The 17,926-nt window shown below is 56.8% G+C and carries 18 protein-coding genes and 1 other annotated feature; of the genes, 4 read left to right on the top strand and 14 right to left on the bottom strand.

The window, feature by feature from the left end; translation table 11 throughout:
• Positions 1 to 210: 210 nt before the first annotated feature.
• From clpB to rluD, 3 genes are all read right to left on the bottom strand, one after another.
• Complete coding sequence (gene clpB, locus AB8W27_RS05045; RefSeq protein ID WP_015742157.1) at positions 211 to 2,784, bottom strand: ATP-dependent chaperone ClpB; 2,574 nt, start codon at positions 2,782 to 2,784, stop codon at positions 211 to 213.
• Positions 2,785 to 2,913: 129 nt separating this feature from the next.
• Complete coding sequence (yfiH, locus tag AB8W27_RS05040) at positions 2,914 to 3,642, bottom strand: purine nucleoside phosphorylase YfiH (protein WP_041923839.1); 729 nt, start codon at positions 3,640 to 3,642, stop codon at positions 2,914 to 2,916.
• A complete protein-coding gene (rluD, locus tag AB8W27_RS05035) occupies positions 3,639 to 4,619 on the bottom strand; it encodes a 23S rRNA pseudouridine(1911/1915/1917) synthase RluD (protein ID WP_041923840.1) in 981 nt (326 codons plus the stop codon). The genes yfiH and rluD overlap by 4 nt, the downstream gene beginning before the upstream one ends.
• A gap of 129 nt (positions 4,620 to 4,748) precedes the next feature.
• On the opposite strand from rluD, the gene bamD reads away from it, so the two are divergent.
• Positions 4,749 to 5,486: an outer membrane protein assembly factor BamD gene (gene bamD / locus AB8W27_RS05030; RefSeq protein WP_007763376.1), complete on the top strand. Its 738-nt coding sequence runs from the start codon at positions 4,749 to 4,751 to the stop codon at positions 5,484 to 5,486.
• A gap of 52 nt (positions 5,487 to 5,538) precedes the next feature.
• Here the strand turns inward: bamD and AB8W27_RS05025 are convergent, their stop codons facing one another.
• Positions 5,539 to 6,744 (bottom strand): lysozyme inhibitor LprI family protein, encoded by a 1,206-nt coding sequence (locus tag AB8W27_RS05025; RefSeq protein ID WP_041923841.1) that lies wholly within the window; start codon positions 6,742 to 6,744, stop codon positions 5,539 to 5,541.
• A gap of 354 nt (positions 6,745 to 7,098) precedes the next feature.
• Between AB8W27_RS05025 and raiA the strand changes: the two genes are divergently transcribed.
• The 3 genes from raiA to pheA all read left to right on the top strand — a co-directional run bounded on the left by raiA (position 7,099) and on the right by pheA (position 8,853).
• The gene (gene raiA / locus AB8W27_RS05020) at positions 7,099 to 7,443 is read left to right on the top strand and encodes a ribosome-associated translation inhibitor RaiA (protein ID WP_015742162.1); all 345 of its coding nucleotides are present in this window, start codon (positions 7,099 to 7,101) and stop codon (positions 7,441 to 7,443) included.
• Positions 7,444 to 7,546: 103 nt separating this feature from the next.
• Positions 7,547 to 7,671, top strand: a sequence feature (Phe leader region).
• Entirely contained in the window at positions 7,548 to 7,595 is a 48-nt protein-coding gene (gene pheL / locus AB8W27_RS05015; protein ID WP_192961017.1) for a pheA operon leader peptide PheL, read from the top strand. (Overlaps the previous feature by 48 nt.)
• A gap of 21 nt (positions 7,672 to 7,692) precedes the next feature.
• Positions 7,693 to 8,853, top strand: a complete 1,161-nt coding sequence (pheA, locus tag AB8W27_RS05010; protein WP_015742163.1) for a bifunctional chorismate mutase/prephenate dehydratase — start codon at positions 7,693 to 7,695, stop codon at positions 8,851 to 8,853.
• 31 nt (positions 8,854 to 8,884) lie between these two features.
• Here the strand turns inward: pheA and AB8W27_RS05005 are convergent, their stop codons facing one another.
• The 10 genes from AB8W27_RS05005 to ffh form a co-directional block, all read right to left on the bottom strand.
• Positions 8,885 to 9,763, bottom strand: coding sequence for an SMP-30/gluconolactonase/LRE family protein (locus AB8W27_RS05005; RefSeq protein ID WP_041923842.1), 879 nt, complete (start codon positions 9,761 to 9,763; stop codon positions 8,885 to 8,887).
• Between the two features lie 66 nt (positions 9,764 to 9,829).
• A complete protein-coding gene (tyrA, locus tag AB8W27_RS05000) occupies positions 9,830 to 10,951 on the bottom strand; it encodes a bifunctional chorismate mutase/prephenate dehydrogenase (protein WP_015742165.1) in 1,122 nt (373 codons plus the stop codon).
• A 10-nt stretch (positions 10,952 to 10,961) separates the two neighbouring features.
• On the bottom strand, positions 10,962 to 12,032 hold the full coding sequence (gene aroF, locus AB8W27_RS04995) for a 3-deoxy-7-phosphoheptulonate synthase AroF (protein ID WP_041923843.1): 1,071 nt from the start codon (positions 12,030 to 12,032) through the stop codon (positions 10,962 to 10,964).
• Positions 12,033 to 12,230: 198 nt separating this feature from the next.
• Complete coding sequence (locus AB8W27_RS04990; RefSeq protein WP_015742167.1) at positions 12,231 to 13,598, bottom strand: PepSY domain-containing protein; 1,368 nt, start codon at positions 13,596 to 13,598, stop codon at positions 12,231 to 12,233.
• A gap of 53 nt (positions 13,599 to 13,651) precedes the next feature.
• Entirely contained in the window at positions 13,652 to 14,092 is a 441-nt protein-coding gene (locus AB8W27_RS04985; RefSeq protein WP_015742168.1) for a DUF2946 domain-containing protein, read from the bottom strand.
• Positions 14,093 to 14,256: 164 nt separating this feature from the next.
• The gene (rplS, locus tag AB8W27_RS04980; RefSeq protein ID WP_006178051.1) at positions 14,257 to 14,604 is read right to left on the bottom strand and encodes a 50S ribosomal protein L19; all 348 of its coding nucleotides are present in this window, start codon (positions 14,602 to 14,604) and stop codon (positions 14,257 to 14,259) included.
• Positions 14,605 to 14,649: 45 nt separating this feature from the next.
• On the bottom strand, positions 14,650 to 15,423 hold the full coding sequence (trmD, locus tag AB8W27_RS04975; protein ID WP_007700948.1) for a tRNA (guanosine(37)-N1)-methyltransferase TrmD: 774 nt from the start codon (positions 15,421 to 15,423) through the stop codon (positions 14,650 to 14,652).
• Between the two features lie 30 nt (positions 15,424 to 15,453).
• Positions 15,454 to 16,002: a ribosome maturation factor RimM gene (gene rimM, locus AB8W27_RS04970; RefSeq protein ID WP_032805623.1), complete on the bottom strand. Its 549-nt coding sequence runs from the start codon at positions 16,000 to 16,002 to the stop codon at positions 15,454 to 15,456.
• A gap of 18 nt (positions 16,003 to 16,020) precedes the next feature.
• Entirely contained in the window at positions 16,021 to 16,269 is a 249-nt protein-coding gene (gene rpsP / locus AB8W27_RS04965) for a 30S ribosomal protein S16 (RefSeq protein ID WP_007763399.1), read from the bottom strand.
• A gap of 258 nt (positions 16,270 to 16,527) precedes the next feature.
• Complete coding sequence (ffh, locus tag AB8W27_RS04960; RefSeq protein WP_015742170.1) at positions 16,528 to 17,889, bottom strand: signal recognition particle protein; 1,362 nt, start codon at positions 17,887 to 17,889, stop codon at positions 16,528 to 16,530.
• Between the last annotated feature and the right edge of the window lie 37 nt (positions 17,890 to 17,926).

Here is a 17,926-nt window from a genome sequence, read left to right as displayed (position 1 = left end):
GCTTTCGTCTGCCTGACGGGCCGGCTCGTTCGCCGTTGTGCCGTGTCAGTGGAGGCGCATTATAGGGAGTTCTTCTGCGCTGACAACCCCTAATTTCAAAAAAGTTTTCGTTCGCTTAATTTCCAGGCAATATGCCTGAAGAACAAGCATCATCGCCTGGTTTATAAACAAAAACGAGCCCCGAAGGGCCCGTTTTTCATATTTTGCGAGTTACTGCACAGCGACGATATGGTCGTCACGCACTATCAGCTCGATAGTTTTACCGGGCACCAGCTCTCCGGAAAGGATTTGCTGCGCCAGCGGGTTTTCAATCTGCTGCTGGATGGCGCGTTTCAGCGGACGCGCGCCGTAAACCGGGTCGTAGCCGTTCTCGCCAAGCAGTTGCAACGCGTCATCCGAGATATGCATTGCATAACCGCGATCTTCGAGGCGCTGATAAAGCCGCTGCAACTGAATTTGCGCGATAGAAGCAATATGCTGCTGTCCTAATGGATGGAACACGACCACTTCATCAATACGGTTGATGAATTCCGGACGGAAGCTTTGTCCAACCACGCCCATCACCAGCTCTTTCATGCTCGCGTAGTCCAGCGCACCAAAACGCTCCTGAATCAGATCGGAACCGAGGTTGGACGTCATGATCACTACGGTATTGCGGAAATCGACCGTTCGGCCTTGTCCATCCGTCAGACGTCCATCGTCCAGCACCTGCAACAGAATGTTGAAAACGTCCGGATGCGCTTTTTCCACTTCATCCAGCAGGATAACGGAGTAAGGACGACGTCGAACCGCTTCAGTCAGATAACCGCCCTCTTCATAACCGACATATCCCGGAGGCGCGCCCACCAGACGAGACACCGAGTGTTTCTCCATAAACTCGGACATGTCGATACGCACCATCGCGTCGTCGCTGTCGAACATAAAGTTAGCCAGCGCTTTGCAGAGCTCTGTTTTACCAACGCCGGTCGGCCCGAGGAACAGGAACGAACCAATCGGCCGGTTCGGGTCGGAAAGCCCGGCGCGACTGCGGCGAATCGCATTCGAAACCGCTTCGACCGCCTCATCCTGGCCAATGACACGCTGATGCAGATCCTCTTCCATACGAAGAAGCTTGTCGCGCTCGCTTTCCAGCATGCGGGAGACCGGAATACCAGTCCAGCGCGCCAGCACCTCGGCGATTTCCGCATCGGTTACTTTATTACGCAGCAGTCGCATCGTTTTGCCTTCCGACTGCGTGGCGGCGGCGAGCTGTTTCTCAAGCTCAGGGATTTTGCCGTACTGCAGTTCGGACATCCGCGCCAGGTCACCCACGCGGCGCGCCTGTTCGATGGCGATTTTCGCCTGCTCAAGCTCTGCTTTAATGGTCTGCGTACCGGAGAGTGACGCTTTTTCCGCTTTCCACTCTTCTTCCAGTTCAGAATACTGGCGCTCTTTGTCCGACAACTCATCGTTCAGCATATCGAGCCGTTTTTTACTGGCCTCGTCAGACTCTTTCATCAGCGCCTGCTGCTCCAGCTTGAGCTGGATGATACGGCGGTCGAGCCGGTCAAGCTCTTCCGGTTTCGAGTCAATCTGCATACGAATGCTGGACGCCGCCTCATCAATAAGGTCGATGGCTTTGTCCGGCAGCTGACGGTCGGCAATATAACGGTGCGACAGCGTCGCCGCCGCGACAATCGCCGGGTCAGTTATCTGCACATGGTGATGTAGCTCATAGCGCTCTTTCAGGCCGCGCAGAATCGCGATGGTATCTTCCACCGACGGCTGGGCCACAAACACTTTCTGGAAACGACGCTCCAGCGCGGCGTCTTTTTCGATGTACTGTCGATATTCGTCAAGCGTCGTGGCGCCCACGCAGTGCAGCTCACCACGCGCCAGCGCCGGTTTAAGCATATTGCCCGCATCCATCGCGCCATCGGCTTTACCCGCGCCGACCATGGTATGCAACTCATCGATAAACAGGATGACGTTGCCTTCCTGTTTCGAGAGATCATTCAGCACGCCTTTCAGACGTTCTTCGAATTCGCCGCGGTATTTCGCGCCGGCCACCAGCGCGCCCATATCCAGCGCCAGCACCCGACGCCCTTTCAGGCCTTCCGGCACTTCGCCGTTAACAATACGCTGCGCCAGCCCTTCGACGATGGCGGTTTTACCTACGCCAGGTTCACCAATGAGTACCGGGTTGTTTTTGGTACGACGTTGCAGAACCTGAATCGTACGACGGATTTCTTCATCGCGGCCAATAACCGGATCCAGCTTGCCCTGTTCGGCACGCTCAGTCAGATCGACGGTATATTTTTTCAGTGCCTGCCGCTGATCTTCGGCACCTTGATCGTTCACGCTTTCGCCTCCGCGCATATTTTCAATCGCTTGTGTGACGTTCGCTGTCGTGGCGCCCGCAGCTTTGAGTAAATCCGCAAGCGTGCCGCGCGACTCCAGCGCCGCCAGAACAAACAGCTCTGAGGAAATAAAGTTGTCGCCCCGTTTCTGCGCCAGCTTGTCGCAGAGATTAAGCGCTCGTACCAGATCCTGAGACGGTTGAACGTCGCCGCCGGTGCCTTCCACCTGCGGCAGGCGGCTCAGCGCCTGTTCAATATCGGTGCGTAACTTCCCGGCGTTCACGCCAGCGGATGTCAGCAATGGGCGAACGGAACCGCCTTCCTGGTTTAACAGGGCGCTCATAAGGTGAAGGGGTTCGATAAACTGGTTGTCGTGCCCCAGTGCGAGAGACTGGGCATCGGCGAGAGCAAGCTGGAATTTATTGGTAAGACGATCCAGACGCATAACTCCTCCCATAACAGGTCAAAATTGCTACTGGAGATTAAATGAGGTCATCCCTCAATTATTCAAGGTTAATGGCCTGAAATATGTTGAGCGTTAGTTATCCGTACCGGATCGTCTTGATTCACTAGGTTATATCAGCCAAATGAAACTTGCCAGACGACCTGTCGTTCTGTCGCGGCGATAAGAAAAGAAATCGTGGCTTTCGCTAAGCGTGCAGCGCTCTCCACCATAAACGGCGGTCACGCCCATTTTTGCCAGACGCTGGCGCGCCAGCAGGTAGATATCGGCGAAGTATTTCTCGCCGTGCGAGCGAAAAGCGGCTGTGGCGGCGGGATCTTTGGCGATAAAGGCCTCGCGCACTTCCGGGCCGACTTCAAAAGCCTGCGGGCCAATCGCCGGACCAAGCCAGGCCTGAATAGTGGCAGGCGGCGCGCGAAAACAGGCGACGGTTTCTTCAAGCACGCCTTCGCACAGTCCGCGCCAGCCCGCATGCGCCGCCGCCACCTCGGTGCCGGACGCCTCGCAAAACAGCACCGGCAGGCAGTCGGCGGTCATCACCGCACAAACCGTTCCCCGCTCGCGGGTATAAGAGGCATCCGCGCGCTTAGAGGCATACGGCCCGCCGTCGAGATGAAGCACGTCTTTGCCGTGGATCTGTTCAAGCCAGACGGGCGCGGAAGGGAAATTCGCCGCCTGATAAAAACGACGACGGTTTTCTTCGACATGTTGAGGATTATCCCCGCAGTGCGCGCCCAGGTTTAACGCGTCATAAGGCGGCAGGCTGACGCCGCCGTGGCGAGTAGAGCTACAGGCCGCGACGCCCGAAGGCAGCGGCCACTGCGGAGTAATCAGTTTCATAACCAGTCCACGCCGTCTTTATGGGCTTCGAAATCGGCACGCAGCGCGTCGATAAGATCGACCATATCCTGCGGAATTGGCGCATGCCACTCCATCAGAATGCCGCTGACAGGATGATAGAGACGCAGCATCGTCGCATGGAGCGCCTGGCGGTCAAACTTACGCAGCGCCTGAATAAACGCCTCACTCGCGCCTTTTGGCGGACGCGGACGGCCACCATAAAGCTGATCGCCCACCAGCGGATGCGTGATATGCGCCATATGTACGCGGATCTGGTGCGTACGGCCGGTTTCGAGGCGCAGGCGCAGGCGGGTGTGAATCCGAAAATGCTCCATGATGCGGTAATGCGTCACTGCCGGCTTGCCCATCGGGTGCACCGACATATGCGTGCGTTTGGTCGGGTGGCGGCTGATAGGCTCGCTGACCGTACCGCCCGCCGTCATATGACCGATCGCCACCGCCTCATATTCGCGGGTGATTTCGCGCAGCTGCAGCGCTTCGACCAGGCGCGTCTGCGCCGGGACGGTTTTCGCGACCACCATCAGGCCGGTCGTGTCTTTATCCAGACGATGCACAATGCCCGCGCGCGGAACATCGACGATAGGCGGGTAATAGTGCAGCAGCGCGTTCAGCACGGTGCCGTCCGGGTTACCGGCGCCCGGGTGAACCACCAGATCGCGCGGCTTATTGATAACCAGGATATCGTCATCTTCATAGACGATATCGAGCGGGATATCCTGCGGCTCGAAGCGCGCTTCTTCTTCTATTTCAGCATTGATGGCGACACGTTCTCCACCCAACACTTTCTCTTTCGGCGTATCGCACATCTGGTCGTTTACCAGCACGCGCTGGTCGAGGATCCATTCTTTTATGCGTGAACGTGAATAATCCGGGAACAATTCGGCCAAAGCCTGATCTAAGCGTTGACCGAGTTGTGACTCGGACACCGTTGCGGTGAGTTGTACTCGTTGTGCCATATACAGCTTCTTCGTTAACGTTGGGTTTTACGGCTTTGCCGTTTAATATAGTGTGCTATTGTAGCTGGTCTTAATCGGGAGCTGGAACAGTGAAACTCCCGCATAACATCTGAGGAAAGTCAAAACGTCATGACGCGCATGAAATATCTGGTGGCAGCCGCCACGTTGAGCCTGGCTTTGGCGGGCTGCTCCGGTTCTAAGGAAGAGGTGCCCGATAATCCGCCTTCAGAGATCTACGCGACTGCGCAGCAAAAGCTGCAGGACGGTAACTGGAAAGCGGCAATAACGCAACTGGAAGCGTTAGATAACCGTTATCCGTTTGGCCCTTATTCTCAGCAGGTACAGCTGGATCTGATCTACGCCTATTATAAAAATGCCGATCTGCCGCTGGCCCAGGCCGCTATTGACCGCTTCATTCGCCTTAACCCGACCCACCCGAATATCGACTACGTGATCTACATGCGCGGCCTGACCAACATGGCGCTGGATGATAGCGCGCTGCAGGGCTTCTTCGGCGTCGATCGCAGCGACCGCGATCCGCAGCATGCGCGCGACGCGTTCCGCGACTTCTCGAAACTGGTCCGCGGCTATCCGCAGAGCCAGTATTCAACCGACGCCACCAAACGTCTGGTCTATCTGAAAGATCGTCTGTCGAAATATGAGCTTTCCGTTGCGCAATACTACACCAAACGCGGCGCGTGGGTGGCGGTTGTGAATCGTGTGGACGGTATGTTGCGTGATTATCCGGATACCCAGGCGACCCATGAAGGTCTGGGCCTGATGGAAAATGCCTATCGCGAGCTGCAGCTCAATGCGCAGGCGGATAAAGTGGCGAAAATTATCGCCGCGAACAACACCGGCGCCTGATCCTCGCTTCAGCGTAAAAAGCCAGCCCACTGGGCTGGCTTTTTTTATGCCGTTACTCTCCGGTCCAGCCCGAGCCGTCGATAAAAATCACCCGGTCATCCAGCCACTCGCGCACAATGTTATCGGCGCCGTTACGGGCATTTTCCGCCGTCCAGCCACGATCTTTCTGAAGCCATTCCGCGGTCGCCTTGCGCGCGGGCTCAAGCGCCGCCAGCGCTTTTTCACGCTGCGCTTTCGGCCAGGCGGCGTCATCCTTCCACTCGCGGATCTCGTTTTCAGACTCACGCGGCTTTTTACCCGGCTCCGCAGGCTTGAGGTAATCCTCAGGCTTAACGGACACGTGCAATTCAAACATCCGCCAGTCCGCATAGCTGGAAAACTGGATGGTTCCGGCGCCATCGCTGGCTTTACTCAGCGCATCGCTGAACGCATCGTTGAGCGCCTTCCAGGCCGGCGAGCTGAAAATCGCGGCCTGCGGCGCGCAAATCGGCGCGGCGCCATCGCGTGAAGAGCCATACAGCGCCCCGAACGCCTCATAGGCGGCCTGGCCCTGCGCCGGGAAAATAAAGCAGTGTACGTACGGACGATCGTCATCGTTTCCGTAGTCGAGCCTTTCGATATGCATACGCAGCAGCGTCAGCACCGCCCGGTCTTTACTCTCTTTAGGGTCGCTGTCGATATCTTTCATTATGGAGTAAGCGAAATCATCATCCTTCAGACCGTCCAGGGCCATCTGGTGACGCTTGCTTGCCTCCTGCGCCGTCACGCCGCTGGCAGGCACGAAATGGTTGAGATAAACCAGCCACGCGGAAGCGAGCGGCGTCTGATACTGGCGCAGCTTATCAGCCGCCGTGGCCGGGGCTGTCGGGATAAGGCTCACCGCCGCATCGAAATTCTGCGTCGCGCGCTGTGCAATATCCTTGAGCGCTTGCGCGCGGGGTGTCATGGAAGCCGTCAGGCACGCGTTAAGCTCGTTCGCGCTACCCGCGCAGGCGTTGCGCGTTTTAAGCCACGCGCGCTGTTCCGTGCGTAGCGCCGCGGCATCCTGCGCACTCATGCTTCCCGTCGCGCGCAGGTAACTATCATTAATTTTGCTGTCGAGCTCGCCGAGCGGCGGTTGCTGGCAGATGGCGCGCTCAACGGGCGTGCCCGCTTTATCGCAGTCAAATGACGCGGCGACGGCAGGCGCTGCGCTACAGGCGAGCGTTACACAGAACGTAAGACGGCGAAGCGCCGCCAGCCGGGAAGTGGCTTTCATAACAATCCTTTTTATGTAAATGCCTGCACATTCAGGCAGGCGGTAATAACGCATTATTGCCGAAGCCGCCGTTTTCGAGGAGCTCTTAAAAAAGGTACAGGCCTGAAGTGACGGAAAAATGTTCGTAAATGCAGGATTGATGAAGCTTTAAACAGGAAGGGCGATGAGGTTAACTCATCAACTATGACCGCTTTTCACGAGGCCGACAAGGGAAATCCGCCCTCTTCCTGTCCTGACTCACAAAAACGTTTTATTGACAAAAAGTGACAAAATTAAGTGATCTGAATCACGCAAATTGACGCTGGGGCGGTTATGCTGAAGTTACCAAGACGGGAAAGACAAGAGGTAACATTTATGACAATGAACATTACCAGCAAACAGATGGAAATCACCCCCGCTATCCGCCAGCACGTCGCCGACCGTCTCGCCAAACTTGAAAAATGGCAAACTCATCTGATCAATCCGCATATCATTTTATCTAAAGAACCCCAGGGGTTCGTCGCTGACGCCACCATCAATACGCCTAACGGGCACCTGGTCGCCAGCGCCAAACATGAAGATATGTACACGGCTATTAATGAACTCATTAACAAGCTGGAAAGGCAACTGAACAAGGTGCAGCATAAAGGCGAAGCCCGCCGCACCACTGGCTCCGTTAAAGACGCTAACCTCACCGAAATCGAAGAAGAAGAAGAGTAAAAACTTCAGCGTCATCTTTTATCACGCGCCTTCAGGCGCGTTTTTTATTGACAGAACAAAAAGGGTACGGGTACTTTACCGGTATGCTTATTAAGGAATCTCTCATGAAGCAACACGCGTTTTTCTTCGCTTTCTTTTTTACCTTCCCCTGAACGGGAGGCGTGTCGTCGTACAGAAAGCAAGCGAAGACGAACTAACAGGCCTCCCACTCCGGGGGGCCTTTTTTATGGTTATACACAAGGTGGCGTTATGACTGCGGAAAACCCGTTGCTGGCCCTGCGCGATAAGATAAGCGCGCTGGATGAACAATTACTCGCCCTGCTGGCGCAACGCCGAACGCTGGCCGTTGAAGTGGGCAAAGCGAAACTCGCCACCCATCGTCCGGTCAGGGATATCGATCGCGAGCGCGATTTACTGGAGCGGCTGATTAGCCTTGGCAAAACCCACCATCTCGACGCGCACTACATCACCCGGCTTTTTCAGCTGATCATCGAAGACTCTGTTCTTACCCAGCAGGCGCTGCTCCAGCAGCATCTTAACCAGACCAATCCGCACTCCGCCCGTATCGCGTTTCTCGGCCCGAAAGGCTCTTATTCGCACCTGGCCGCCCGCCAGTACGCGGCCCGCCATTTCGATCACTTCATTGAAAGCGGCTGCGCGAAATTCCACGACATTTTCAATCAGGTCGAGACCGGCCAGGCCGATTACGCCGTGGTGCCGATCGAGAACACCAGCTCCGGCGCGATTAACGACGTCTACGATCTGCTGCAACACACCAGCCTGTCGATTGTCGGCGAGCTGACGCTGCCTATCGATCACTGCGTGCTGGTCTCCACCTCCACCACGCTTGAGAAAATCGAAACCGTTTACAGCCATCCGCAGCCGTTCCAGCAGTGCAGCCAGTTCCTCAAACGCTACCCGAACTGGAAAATCGAATATTGCGAAAGCACTGCCGCCGCGATGGAGAAAGTCGCGCACGCCAGCTCCCCGTATGTCGCCGCACTCGGCAGCGAAGCGGGCGGTGCGCTGTACGGTTTGCAGGTGCTGGAGCGCAACCTTGCCAACCAGACGCAGAACATCACCCGCTTTGTGGTGCTGGCCCGTAAGGCAATCAATGTGTCCGATCAGGTGCCGGCGAAAACCACGCTGTTAATCGCCACCGGCCAGCAGGCTGGCGCGCTGGTCGAAGCGTTACTGGTGCTGCGTAATCACAATCTGATTATGACGAAGCTGGAGTCGCGTCCGATTAACGGCAACCCGTGGGAAGAGATGTTCTATCTGGATGTTCAGGCGAACCTCCACGATGCCGCGATGCAGCAGGCGCTGAAAGAACTTGCGGAGATCACCCGGTCGATGAAAGTGCTGGGCTGCTACCCGAGCGAAAACGTGGTGCCGGTCGATCCGGCGTAACCAGAAGCGGCCGGAAACCCGGCCGCTGTTTTCATCCTTTGAATCGCGGTTTCGGCAGCCCCGCGACGCTGACCTCCAGCGTAAAGAGCGCGCCGGAGAGCGGAAACCTCGCCAGCTCCTCCAGATCCATGTTTTCGCGCGTACTGGTGATATAAATCGTTTTCATCTCCGGGCCGCCAAAACAGACCATCGTCGGGCAGCGCACTGGCAGGCGGTACTCTTCAAGCTGCTCGCCGTCCGGCGAAAACCGCGCGATGCGGTGACCGTCATACATAGCCGTCCAGTAGCAGCCTTCCACATCCAGCGCCGCCCCATCCGGGATGCCTTCGCCTTCGCCAAAGGTTTTGAAAATTTCGCGTTTGCCCGGCTCGCCGAGCTCGTCAAGCGGCGTGCGATAAATGACGCCTTTCGGCGTATCCGAAGTGTACATCCAGCGTTTATCCGGACTGAAGGCAAGCCCATTGGCGCCGTGAATATCACTCTGGATAACATGCGCGCTCAGGTCAACGTCCACCCTGACCAGCAGCGCGCCTTTGTAATCGCCAGGCGCCCAGAAGGTGCCCGCGTAAAAGCGTCCATCGTGGTCGGTGCCGCCGTCGTTAAAGCGGGCCAGCGCCGGATTATTAGGATTATCGCAAACCTTCTGTCCGAGAATGCCGCGCTCGTCGGCAAGCCAGATGCCGCTGCGCAGCGCGACGATAAAACCGCCCTTCTCACGCAACGCGAAGCAGCCCACCTCTTCCGGGAACTGCCAGACCCGGTGTTCGCCGCTTTGCGGCTGATAGCGATGGATCTCCTGCTCCAGGATATCGGCCCAGTAAAGCGCCTGCTCCTGCGCGTCCCAGGTCGGGCATTCCGGCAAATGGCCGGTGTAATCAAACAACAGCTGCGGTTGCACCATTTCGTTCATCCTTTTTCGCCATAAAAAAAGCCAGCGGAACTGGCTGCTGGCTTTTGAGTATAAGCGGATTTTGCGTTACTGGCGGCTGTCGTTCGCCTGGCGCAGCAGCGCGCGGCTCTCCTGCTGGAATCGCTTCGCATAATCGCCGAACCAGTGTTCAACTTTACGGAAACTGTCGATAAAGGCGCGCTTATCGCCCTGTTCCAGCAGGCCTATCGCCTCGCCAAAACGCTGATAGTAACGCTTAATCAGCGCCAGGTTGCCCGGCGACGACATAATAATGTCCGCATAGAGCTGCGGGTCCTGCGCAAACAGGCGCCCCACCATCGCCAGCTCCAGCCGGTAAATCGGCGAGGAGAGCGCCAGCAACTGCTCCAGCTGTACGTTCTCTTCCGCCAGATGCAGGCCGTAGGCGAACGTCGCGAAATGGCGCAGCGCCTGAATAAACGCCATGTTTTGATCGTGCTCGACCGCGCTGATGCGGTGCAGCCGCGCGCCCCACACCTGGATTTGCTCAAGGAACCACTGGTACGCCTCCGGCATGCGTCCGTCGCAGTAGACCACCACCTGTTTGGCGAGGCTGCCGCTGTCCGGCCCGAACATCGGGTGCAGACCCAGCACCGGGCCGGCGTGCACTTCCAGCATCGCCTGAAGCGGCACGTTTTTCACCGAGGTTAAATCCACCAGCACGCAATCGTCAGGCAACGCAGGCAGCTTGCGGATAATCGCCTCAGTGAGATGCACCGGCACGCTGACAATCACCATCCCGGCGTCCGCGCACAGCGTCTGCGCCTGCGGCCAGTCCTGCTGCTCCAGAATTCGCACCTGGTAGCCGGAAAGCGTGAGCATTTTTTCAAACAGCTGGCCCATCTGGCCGCCGCCGCCGACAATCACCACCGGGCGCAGCGCCGGGTTAAGCGTTTTAAACCCTTTATCGTTTTCACTGGAATAGGATTCACGCATCACGCGCCGTAACACGTCTTCGATAAGATCCGGCGGTACGCCGAGCGTTTCGGCCTCCTGACGGCGCGACGCCAGCATAGAGGCCTCGCGCTCCGGCACATAAATCGGCAGGCCGTAACGGCTTTTCACTTCGCCGACTTCCGCTACCAGCTCCAGACGGCGCGCCAGCAACCCCAGCAGCGCCTTGTCCACTTCATCAATTTGATCGCGCAGCGCGGTCAGTTCAGCCACCATCGTTAACCCCTTACGCCAGGCGCGCCGCCAGCGCCCCTTGCAGACTCTGATGAAGCTCGCGCAGCAGCGCCTCGGTGGTTTCCCAGCTAATGCAGGCATCAGTGACCGAAACGCCGTACTTCATGGCGCTGCGCGGCTGTTCAGAGGACTGATTGCCTTCATGAATATGGCTTTCAATCATCAGACCAATAATAGAACGGTTGCCGTCTTTAATCTGCGCCACCGCGGATTCCGCGACGCCCGGCTGGCGGCGGTAATCTTTATTCGAGTTGCCATGGCTGCAGTCGATCATCAGCGCCGGACGCAGACCCGCCTGCTCCATCTCTTTTTCGCACTGCGCGACATCCGCCGGGCTGTAGTTCGGCGCTTTGCCGCCGCGCAGGATAACGTGGCCATCCGGGTTGCCCTGGGTTTGCAGCAGGCACACCTGGCCTGCCTGGTTGATGCCGACAAAACGGTGCGGCATGGCAGCGGCGCGCATTGCGTTAATGGCGGTCGCGAGACTCCCGTCGGTGCCGTTTTTAAAGCCGACCGGCATTGAGAGACCGGACGCCATTTCGCGGTGCGTCTGGGATTCCGTGGTACGCGCGCCAATCGCGGACCAGCTAAAGAGATCGCCTAAGTATTGCGGGCTGTTCGGATCGAGCGCTTCGGTCGCCAGCGGCAAGCCAAGGCTGACCAAATCCACCAGCAGGCGGCGCGCGATTTTCAGCCCCGCTTCCACATCGAACGAGCCATCCATATGCGGATCGTTAATCAGCCCTTTCCAGCCGACCGTGGTGCGGGGCTTTTCAAAATAGACGCGCATGACAAGGTAAAGACTATCGCTGACCTGTTCGGACAGGGTTTTAAATCGACGAGCATATTCCATCGCGGCTTCAGGATCGTGGATCGAGCAAGGTCCACACACCACCAGCAGACGCGGATCGCGACCGGCGATAATATCGGAAATGGTCTGGCGAGAGCGCGCGATCTGCGCCTCCTGTTCAACGGTCAGCGGGAACTGGGCTTTGAGTTGTTCGGGAGTGATTAACACTTGTTCATCGGCGATGTGAACGTTATTCAGCGCGTCTTTTTGCATGATGGCGATCCTGTAAGTTTGCTCGTTGCGATAGTTTTTCCTCAGCGAGGAGGAGCAAACAATATCACAGATGGTAAAGATTTCAATCCATAATACGTACCGATAACTTTACAACAAGAAAATAAATGCCGCTTAACGGGCCTGTATCTGTAAATATAAGTTTACAAAAAATGAAAGGCGGGTTTCCCCGCCTCATGCTTATACCGCATCCTGCGCAAGCGGTTTACGACGCCCCTGCCGCCAGCGCCAGTGATCCATAATGACCAGTATAGCGAGGCTGACGCCCATTACCGGCAGCGCCAGCCCCAGCAGCGCGGCTATGGCGATCGTGATGACGCGCCAGACAACAGGCAGATTCAGCCAGCCCTGACTCAGCGTCGCTGCCGGGCTAACCAGCGGCCCCTGCGGGCGACGCAACCACCAGAGCCGGTAGCCGAGCACAATCGCGACGCACAGAGCGATACCGAAGGCGATAAGCAACAGCTGGTTCGGCAGGCCGAACAGGATGCCCATATGGAAATCGACACCCCAGCGCGTCAGCTTCGCCATCAGCGGGTAATCAGCAAAACGTGTGGTATCAATTACCTGAAGCGTGGCGCCGTCCACCGCCGCCGCGTCCACCTGGGTGGGCCAGGCGCGGTCGATTTCCGTAACCGTCCAGGCGCGCCCGACTTCACGCGGTGGACGAATTTCCAGCCTGCGGGCGTCAATGTCGGCGTTTCTCGCCGCCTGCAACACCTGATCATACTGGCGCGCATCGATATGCAGCGCTGGCATGTTCATCGCGCCGTGATGCATATGGTGCTCCGCATGCGGATCGTGCGCCTGCGCCCCGCCATGCAGTTGCGTATTGACCTGCGGCGTCAGCCAGTCAAACGCGGCACGCATTTTATCGACGTTCGCGCCCGCCCACTGCGACCAGGTAAGCCCGGTTGCGGAAAAGAGCAGCATACCGGCGAGCAATGCCCAGCCGAGGCCGGAGTGCAGGCGGCGCGTTGTCTGAAACGCATTTTTCATACGCCGTTTCAGTCGGGTAAAGCTCCAGAGCGCAATACCGCCAAGCGCCGACACCCACATCCATGAGGCCGCCAGCTCGCTGTAGACGCGCCCGACATTGCCAAGCAGCAGCGAGCGGTGCGCGTAGTCAATCCACTGGCGCAGGGGCAGAATGCCGCTGGTGCCATAGACGGTTAAATCGCCTTTTACCGCAAGCGTCACCGGATCGATAAATATCGCGCGCGACTCCGATTCGCCAAGCGACGGGTCAGCAAACATCACCCGCGTGGTTTCGCCGGGCGTTAACGCCGGACGCACCGCCGAGAGGCGCAACTCGCCACCGTTTTTTTGCTCCGCCACCGCGATTTGCTGCGCCAGCGGATGCCGCTCGCCCAACGTGGCACCGGACAGCGCATCGCGATAGAGCCAGTTTTCGAGCTGCGGGGTCGCGACATAGAGCGTGCCCGTCAGCGCCGCGATGAAGATAAACGGCCCGATAAACAGGCCAATATAGAAATGAAGGCGTCGCAGCAGGTTTACCCATGCCGCGCGCGGAGTGCAGGAAGTCATACTTTTCCTTTTTTAAAAGCAGGTGATATCGCTGCGCCTGGGCGCAGGAGTTTTTAGCAGGAAAAAGCAGACAGGCGCGGCGGCGCGCGGGTATCAGGCCAGAGCCGCGGGTAAAAACGCCAGTGTCTGGCCACCGGACGCGGAACCGGTAACCGGACGCGTTGCAGAATAAAGGAAACGAGCAGCGCCAGCGCCAGCAGCAGGCCAGGCACATGGGCCAGCAGAACGCAGTAGCCGCACGCTTCGCCATGATCGACAGGCATGGAGACCGACTGAGGGGCAGACATCTCGTGGCGCATGTCCTGATGCATATCGGCCATGTCGCCCATATCTGCCATCGGCATCTCATGATGCATGCCGGGCATGGCGCTCATTGGGTCTTTTTGCAGGCTGACGGAGATAAGGGGCGCCACCACAATCAGCAGGATCGCGAACAGCGCAAGCAAGGCCGCGCGATAACGAAACACTGACTGATAAAAGATGTTGCTGCCCACAGCACCTCCAGAAAGGGAGGCTTATTGTAAATGATTTGGATGTGAAAGGTTAACGCAAAGGAAGGAAAACCGTCCGTCTTTACACTGCGCTAAAGCGCCGGAGACAAAAAAAGGGCCAGCCCGCAGGCCAGCCCTTTTTATATCGGATGTCGCGAAAGCGAATCTTAGTTAAGACGCTCTTTGATACGAGCAGACTTACCAGTGCGCTCACGCAGGTAGTACAGTTTAGCTTTACGTACAGCACCACGACGTTTAACAGCAATGCTGTCAACTACCGGAGAGTGAGTCTGGAAGACACGCTCAACGCCTTCGCCGTTGGAGATTTTGCGAACAGTGAATGCAGAGTGCAGACCGCGGTTACGGATAGCGATAACCACGCCCTCGAATGCCTGCAGACGTTTTTTGGAACCTTCAACAACCCATACTTTCACTTCCACGGTATCACCCGGACGGAAGGAAGGTACGTCCTGCTTCATCTGCTCTTGTTCAATTTGCTTAATAATGTTGCTCATAATTTAATCTCTTATCCTGGGTAAACTGATGTTTCGGGTAGCGGCTTACGCGTCGCCAGTCCCATCATGTCTATGTTGCTGTTGCGCGTGTTCTGTTTTGAACTCCGCCAGCAACTTTGCTTGCTCTTCAGTCAGAGCCAGGTTTTCCAGAAGTTCAGGTCTTCTAAGCCAGGTACGGCCCAGCGACTGCTTCAGGCGCCAGCGTCTGATTTGGGCATGGTTCCCCGACAGTAAAACTGGCGGTACTTCCATCCCTTCTAACACTTCAGGCCGGGTATAGTGCGGGCAATCCAGCAACCCGTCGGCAAAGGAATCTTCCGTTGCCGACGCTTCGTGACCGAGTACGCCCGGAATAAACCTGGCGACCGAATCAATCAGCGTCATGGCGGGTAGCTCGCCGCCGCTGAGAACGTAATCGCCGATTGACCATTCTTCGTCAATTTCGGTCTGAATTACGCGCTCATCTATCCCCTCGTAGCGGCCACAAACCAGAATTAACTTCTCGTTCGTCGCCAGCTCACTGACGCCCGCTTGATCAAGCTTGCGTCCCTGAGGTGAAAGGTAAATCACCTTTGCGCCCTCGCCTGCCGCGGCTTTCGCTGCGTGAATGGCGTCCCGTAAGGGTTGCACCATCATTAGCATCCCCGGTCCGCCGCCGTAGGGCCTGTCGTCCACGGTACGGTGCCGGTCGTGCGTGAAGTCGCGAGGACTCCAGCTATCGATGCTCAGCAGGCCATTTTTTACTGCCCGGCCAGTTACCCCGTAATCGGTAATCGCGCGGAACATCTCAGGAAACAGGCTGATTATGCCAATCCACATAGCGCCGTTTATTACCGTTTGTCCGGAGGTTTAAAAACCAGGATCCCAATCTACTTCAATGGTTTGAGTAGCGAGATCGACTTTCTTGATAACCTGCCCATCGAGGAACGGAAGTAACCGCTCCTTGATACCGAACGCATCTTTCAGGTTTGCCTTCACGACGAGAACGTCGTTCGACCCGGTTTCCATCATGTCGATGACTTTACCGAGGGTGTACCCTTCAGTGGTGACTACCTGGCAACCGATAAGATCTTTCCAGTAATAGTCGCCTTCTTCGAGGTCCGGCAACTGCGAGGAATCCACGACAATTTCGCAATTGGTCAGCAGATTCGCAGCATCACGATCGTCAACGCCTTTCAGCTTGATGATGATGTCCTGATTGTGGTGCTTCCAGCTTTCCAGCTGTACTTGCTGCCACTGACCCGCCTGCTGGATAAACCAGGGCTGATAGTCAAAAATGCTTTCGGCGTCTTCGGTGGAGGAAAACACTCTGAGCCAACCACGAATGCCGTAACAAGAACCCATTTTCCCGAGAACAATCGGGTTAACAGGGGCTTTAGCGGCGTCTTGCTTGCTCATCATGACCACCGTGACAGATTAAGCTGCTTTTTTTGCTGCTTTGATCAGCGCGGAAACGCGATCGGAAACGGTAGCGCCCTGGCCAACCCAGTGCTCAATACGATCCAGATCCAGGCGTACGCCTTCTTCTTTCTCGTTAGCGATCGGGTTGAAGAAACCAACGCGCTCAATGAAGCGACCGTTGCGTGCATTACGGCTATCAGTAACGACAACCTGGTAGAACGGACGCTTTTTAGCGCCGTGACGAGCTAAACGAATAGTTACCATAACATCCTCTTGTGTGAATAAAACACCGGGCCCCATCGAGGAACGGAGCCCGGCGTCATATTAAAAGCCCGAAAATTTTACTGATTTCTGAGGAAAAAGCAATCTGCATATAGCAACAGAGGACAATCAGGCGTATATCGTTGCAGCCAGTTTCGTCACGGCGTGCGCGCAGGAAGCGGAGCGTACACGCAGTACGTGAGCATTCCGAGCACACTCCGGGACGAAAATGGCAAATAAGATAGCCTGATTTTTCTCTGTTTAGCGGCCAGGGAAGCCCGGCGGCATCATCCCTTTCATGCCACGCATCATCTTCGCCATCCCGCCCTTCTTCATCTTCTTCATCATGCGCTGCATGTCGTCGAACTGTTTCAGAAGACGGTTAACGTCCTGCACCTGCATCCCGCAGCCTGTCGCGATACGGCGTTTGCGGGAGCCTTTGATGATTTCCGGCTTCGCGCGCTCTTTCAGCGTCATCGAGTTAATGATGGCTTCCATGCGTACCAGCACTTTGTCGTCCATCTGCGATTTCACGTTGTCAGGCAGTTGCCCCATGCCCGGCAGCTTGCCCATCAGGCTCGCCATGCCGCCCATGTTTTTCATCTGCTTGAGCTGCTCAAGGAAATCGTTTAAGTCGAAGCCGTCGCCTTTTTTCAGTTTGGTGGCGAGTTTCTCCGCCTGGGCGCGATCGACTTTGCTTTCGATATCTTCGATAAGCGACAGCACGTCGCCCATGCCGAGGATACGCGATGCGATACGATCCGGGTGGAACGGCTCCAGCGCTTCGGTTTTTTCGCCGACGCCGAGGAATTTAATCGGTTTGCCGGTGATGTGACGAATCGAGAGCGCCGCACCGCCGCGAGCGTCGCCGTCCACTTTGGTCAGCACCACGCCGGTCAGCGGCAGCGCTTCGTTAAAGGCTTTCGCGGTATTGGCGGCATCCTGGCCGGTCATCGCATCGACCACAAACAGCGTTTCCACTGGTTTGATAGAGGCGTGCACCTGCTTGATTTCGTCCATCATCGCTTCGTCGACGTGCAGACGACCGGCGGTATCCACCAGCAGTACGTCGTAGAATTTCAGCTTCGCTTCTTTCAGCGCCGCGTTAACGATGTCGACCGGCTTTTGCGCCACGTCGGACGGGAAGAAATCCACGCCCACCTGCTGCGCCAGCGTTTCGAGCTGTTTGATCGCCGCCGGGCGATAGACGTCCGCAGAAACCACCAGCACCTTTTTCTTGTGCTTTTCGCGTAGGAATTTACCAAGCTTACCGACGCTTGTCGTTTTACCGGCGCCCTGCAGGCCCGCCATCAGCACCACGGCGGGCGGCTGCGCGGCCAGGTTCAGGCTCTGGTTCTCTTCGCCCATTGCCGCCACCAGTTCGTTACGAACAATCTTCACGAACTCCTGGCCTGGCGTCAGGCTTTTGTTAACTTCATGCCCTACCGCTTTCTCTTTTACGCGGTTGATGAAGTCACGCACTACCGGCAGCGCGACGTCCGCCTCCAGCAGCGCCATGCGCACTTCGCGCAGCGTCTCTTTAATGTTTTCTTCAGTCAGGCGCCCACGGCCGCTGATATTGCGTAGCGTGCGCGACAAACGGTCAGTTAAATTATCAAACATGATCTCTTGCCCAAGGGTAACTTTAGGCCGCCGCAGC

It is taken from the genome of Cronobacter turicensis (assembly GCF_041222865.1).
GTDB classification, from domain to species: Bacteria; Pseudomonadota; Gammaproteobacteria; order Enterobacterales; family Enterobacteriaceae; genus Cronobacter; species Cronobacter turicensis.
Note: the sequence above shows the minus strand (reverse complement) of the source record. Positions and strands in the feature narration are given on the sequence as shown.

Coding starts and splice junctions, on each gene's coding strand:
- clpB (WP_015742157.1), bottom strand. CDS start 2,784: ATGCGTCTGGATCGTCTTACCAATAAATTCCAGCTTGCTCTCGCCGAT.
- yfiH (WP_041923839.1), bottom strand. CDS start 3,642: ATGAAACTGATTACTCCGCAGTGGCCGCTGCCTTCGGGCGTCGCGGCC.
- rluD (WP_041923840.1), bottom strand. CDS start 4,619: ATGGCACAACGAGTACAACTCACCGCAACGGTGTCCGAGTCACAACTC.
- bamD (WP_007763376.1), top strand. CDS start 4,749: ATGACGCGCATGAAATATCTGGTGGCAGCCGCCACGTTGAGCCTGGCT.
- AB8W27_RS05025 (WP_041923841.1), bottom strand. CDS start 6,744: ATGAAAGCCACTTCCCGGCTGGCGGCGCTTCGCCGTCTTACGTTCTGT.
- raiA (WP_015742162.1), top strand. CDS start 7,099: ATGACAATGAACATTACCAGCAAACAGATGGAAATCACCCCCGCTATC.
- pheA (WP_015742163.1), top strand. CDS start 7,693: ATGACTGCGGAAAACCCGTTGCTGGCCCTGCGCGATAAGATAAGCGCG.
- AB8W27_RS05005 (WP_041923842.1), bottom strand. CDS start 9,763: ATGAACGAAATGGTGCAACCGCAGCTGTTGTTTGATTACACCGGCCAT.
- tyrA (WP_015742165.1), bottom strand. CDS start 10,951: ATGGTGGCTGAACTGACCGCGCTGCGCGATCAAATTGATGAAGTGGAC.
- aroF (WP_041923843.1), bottom strand. CDS start 12,032: ATGCAAAAAGACGCGCTGAATAACGTTCACATCGCCGATGAACAAGTG.
- AB8W27_RS04990 (WP_015742167.1), bottom strand. CDS start 13,598: ATGACTTCCTGCACTCCGCGCGCGGCATGGGTAAACCTGCTGCGACGC.
- rplS (WP_006178051.1), bottom strand. CDS start 14,604: ATGAGCAACATTATTAAGCAAATTGAACAAGAGCAGATGAAGCAGGAC.
- trmD (WP_007700948.1), bottom strand. CDS start 15,423: ATGTGGATTGGCATAATCAGCCTGTTTCCTGAGATGTTCCGCGCGATT.
- rimM (WP_032805623.1), bottom strand. CDS start 16,002: ATGAGCAAGCAAGACGCCGCTAAAGCCCCTGTTAACCCGATTGTTCTC.
- rpsP (WP_007763399.1), bottom strand. CDS start 16,269: ATGGTAACTATTCGTTTAGCTCGTCACGGCGCTAAAAAGCGTCCGTTC.
- ffh (WP_015742170.1), bottom strand. CDS start 17,889: ATGTTTGATAATTTAACTGACCGTTTGTCGCGCACGCTACGCAATATC.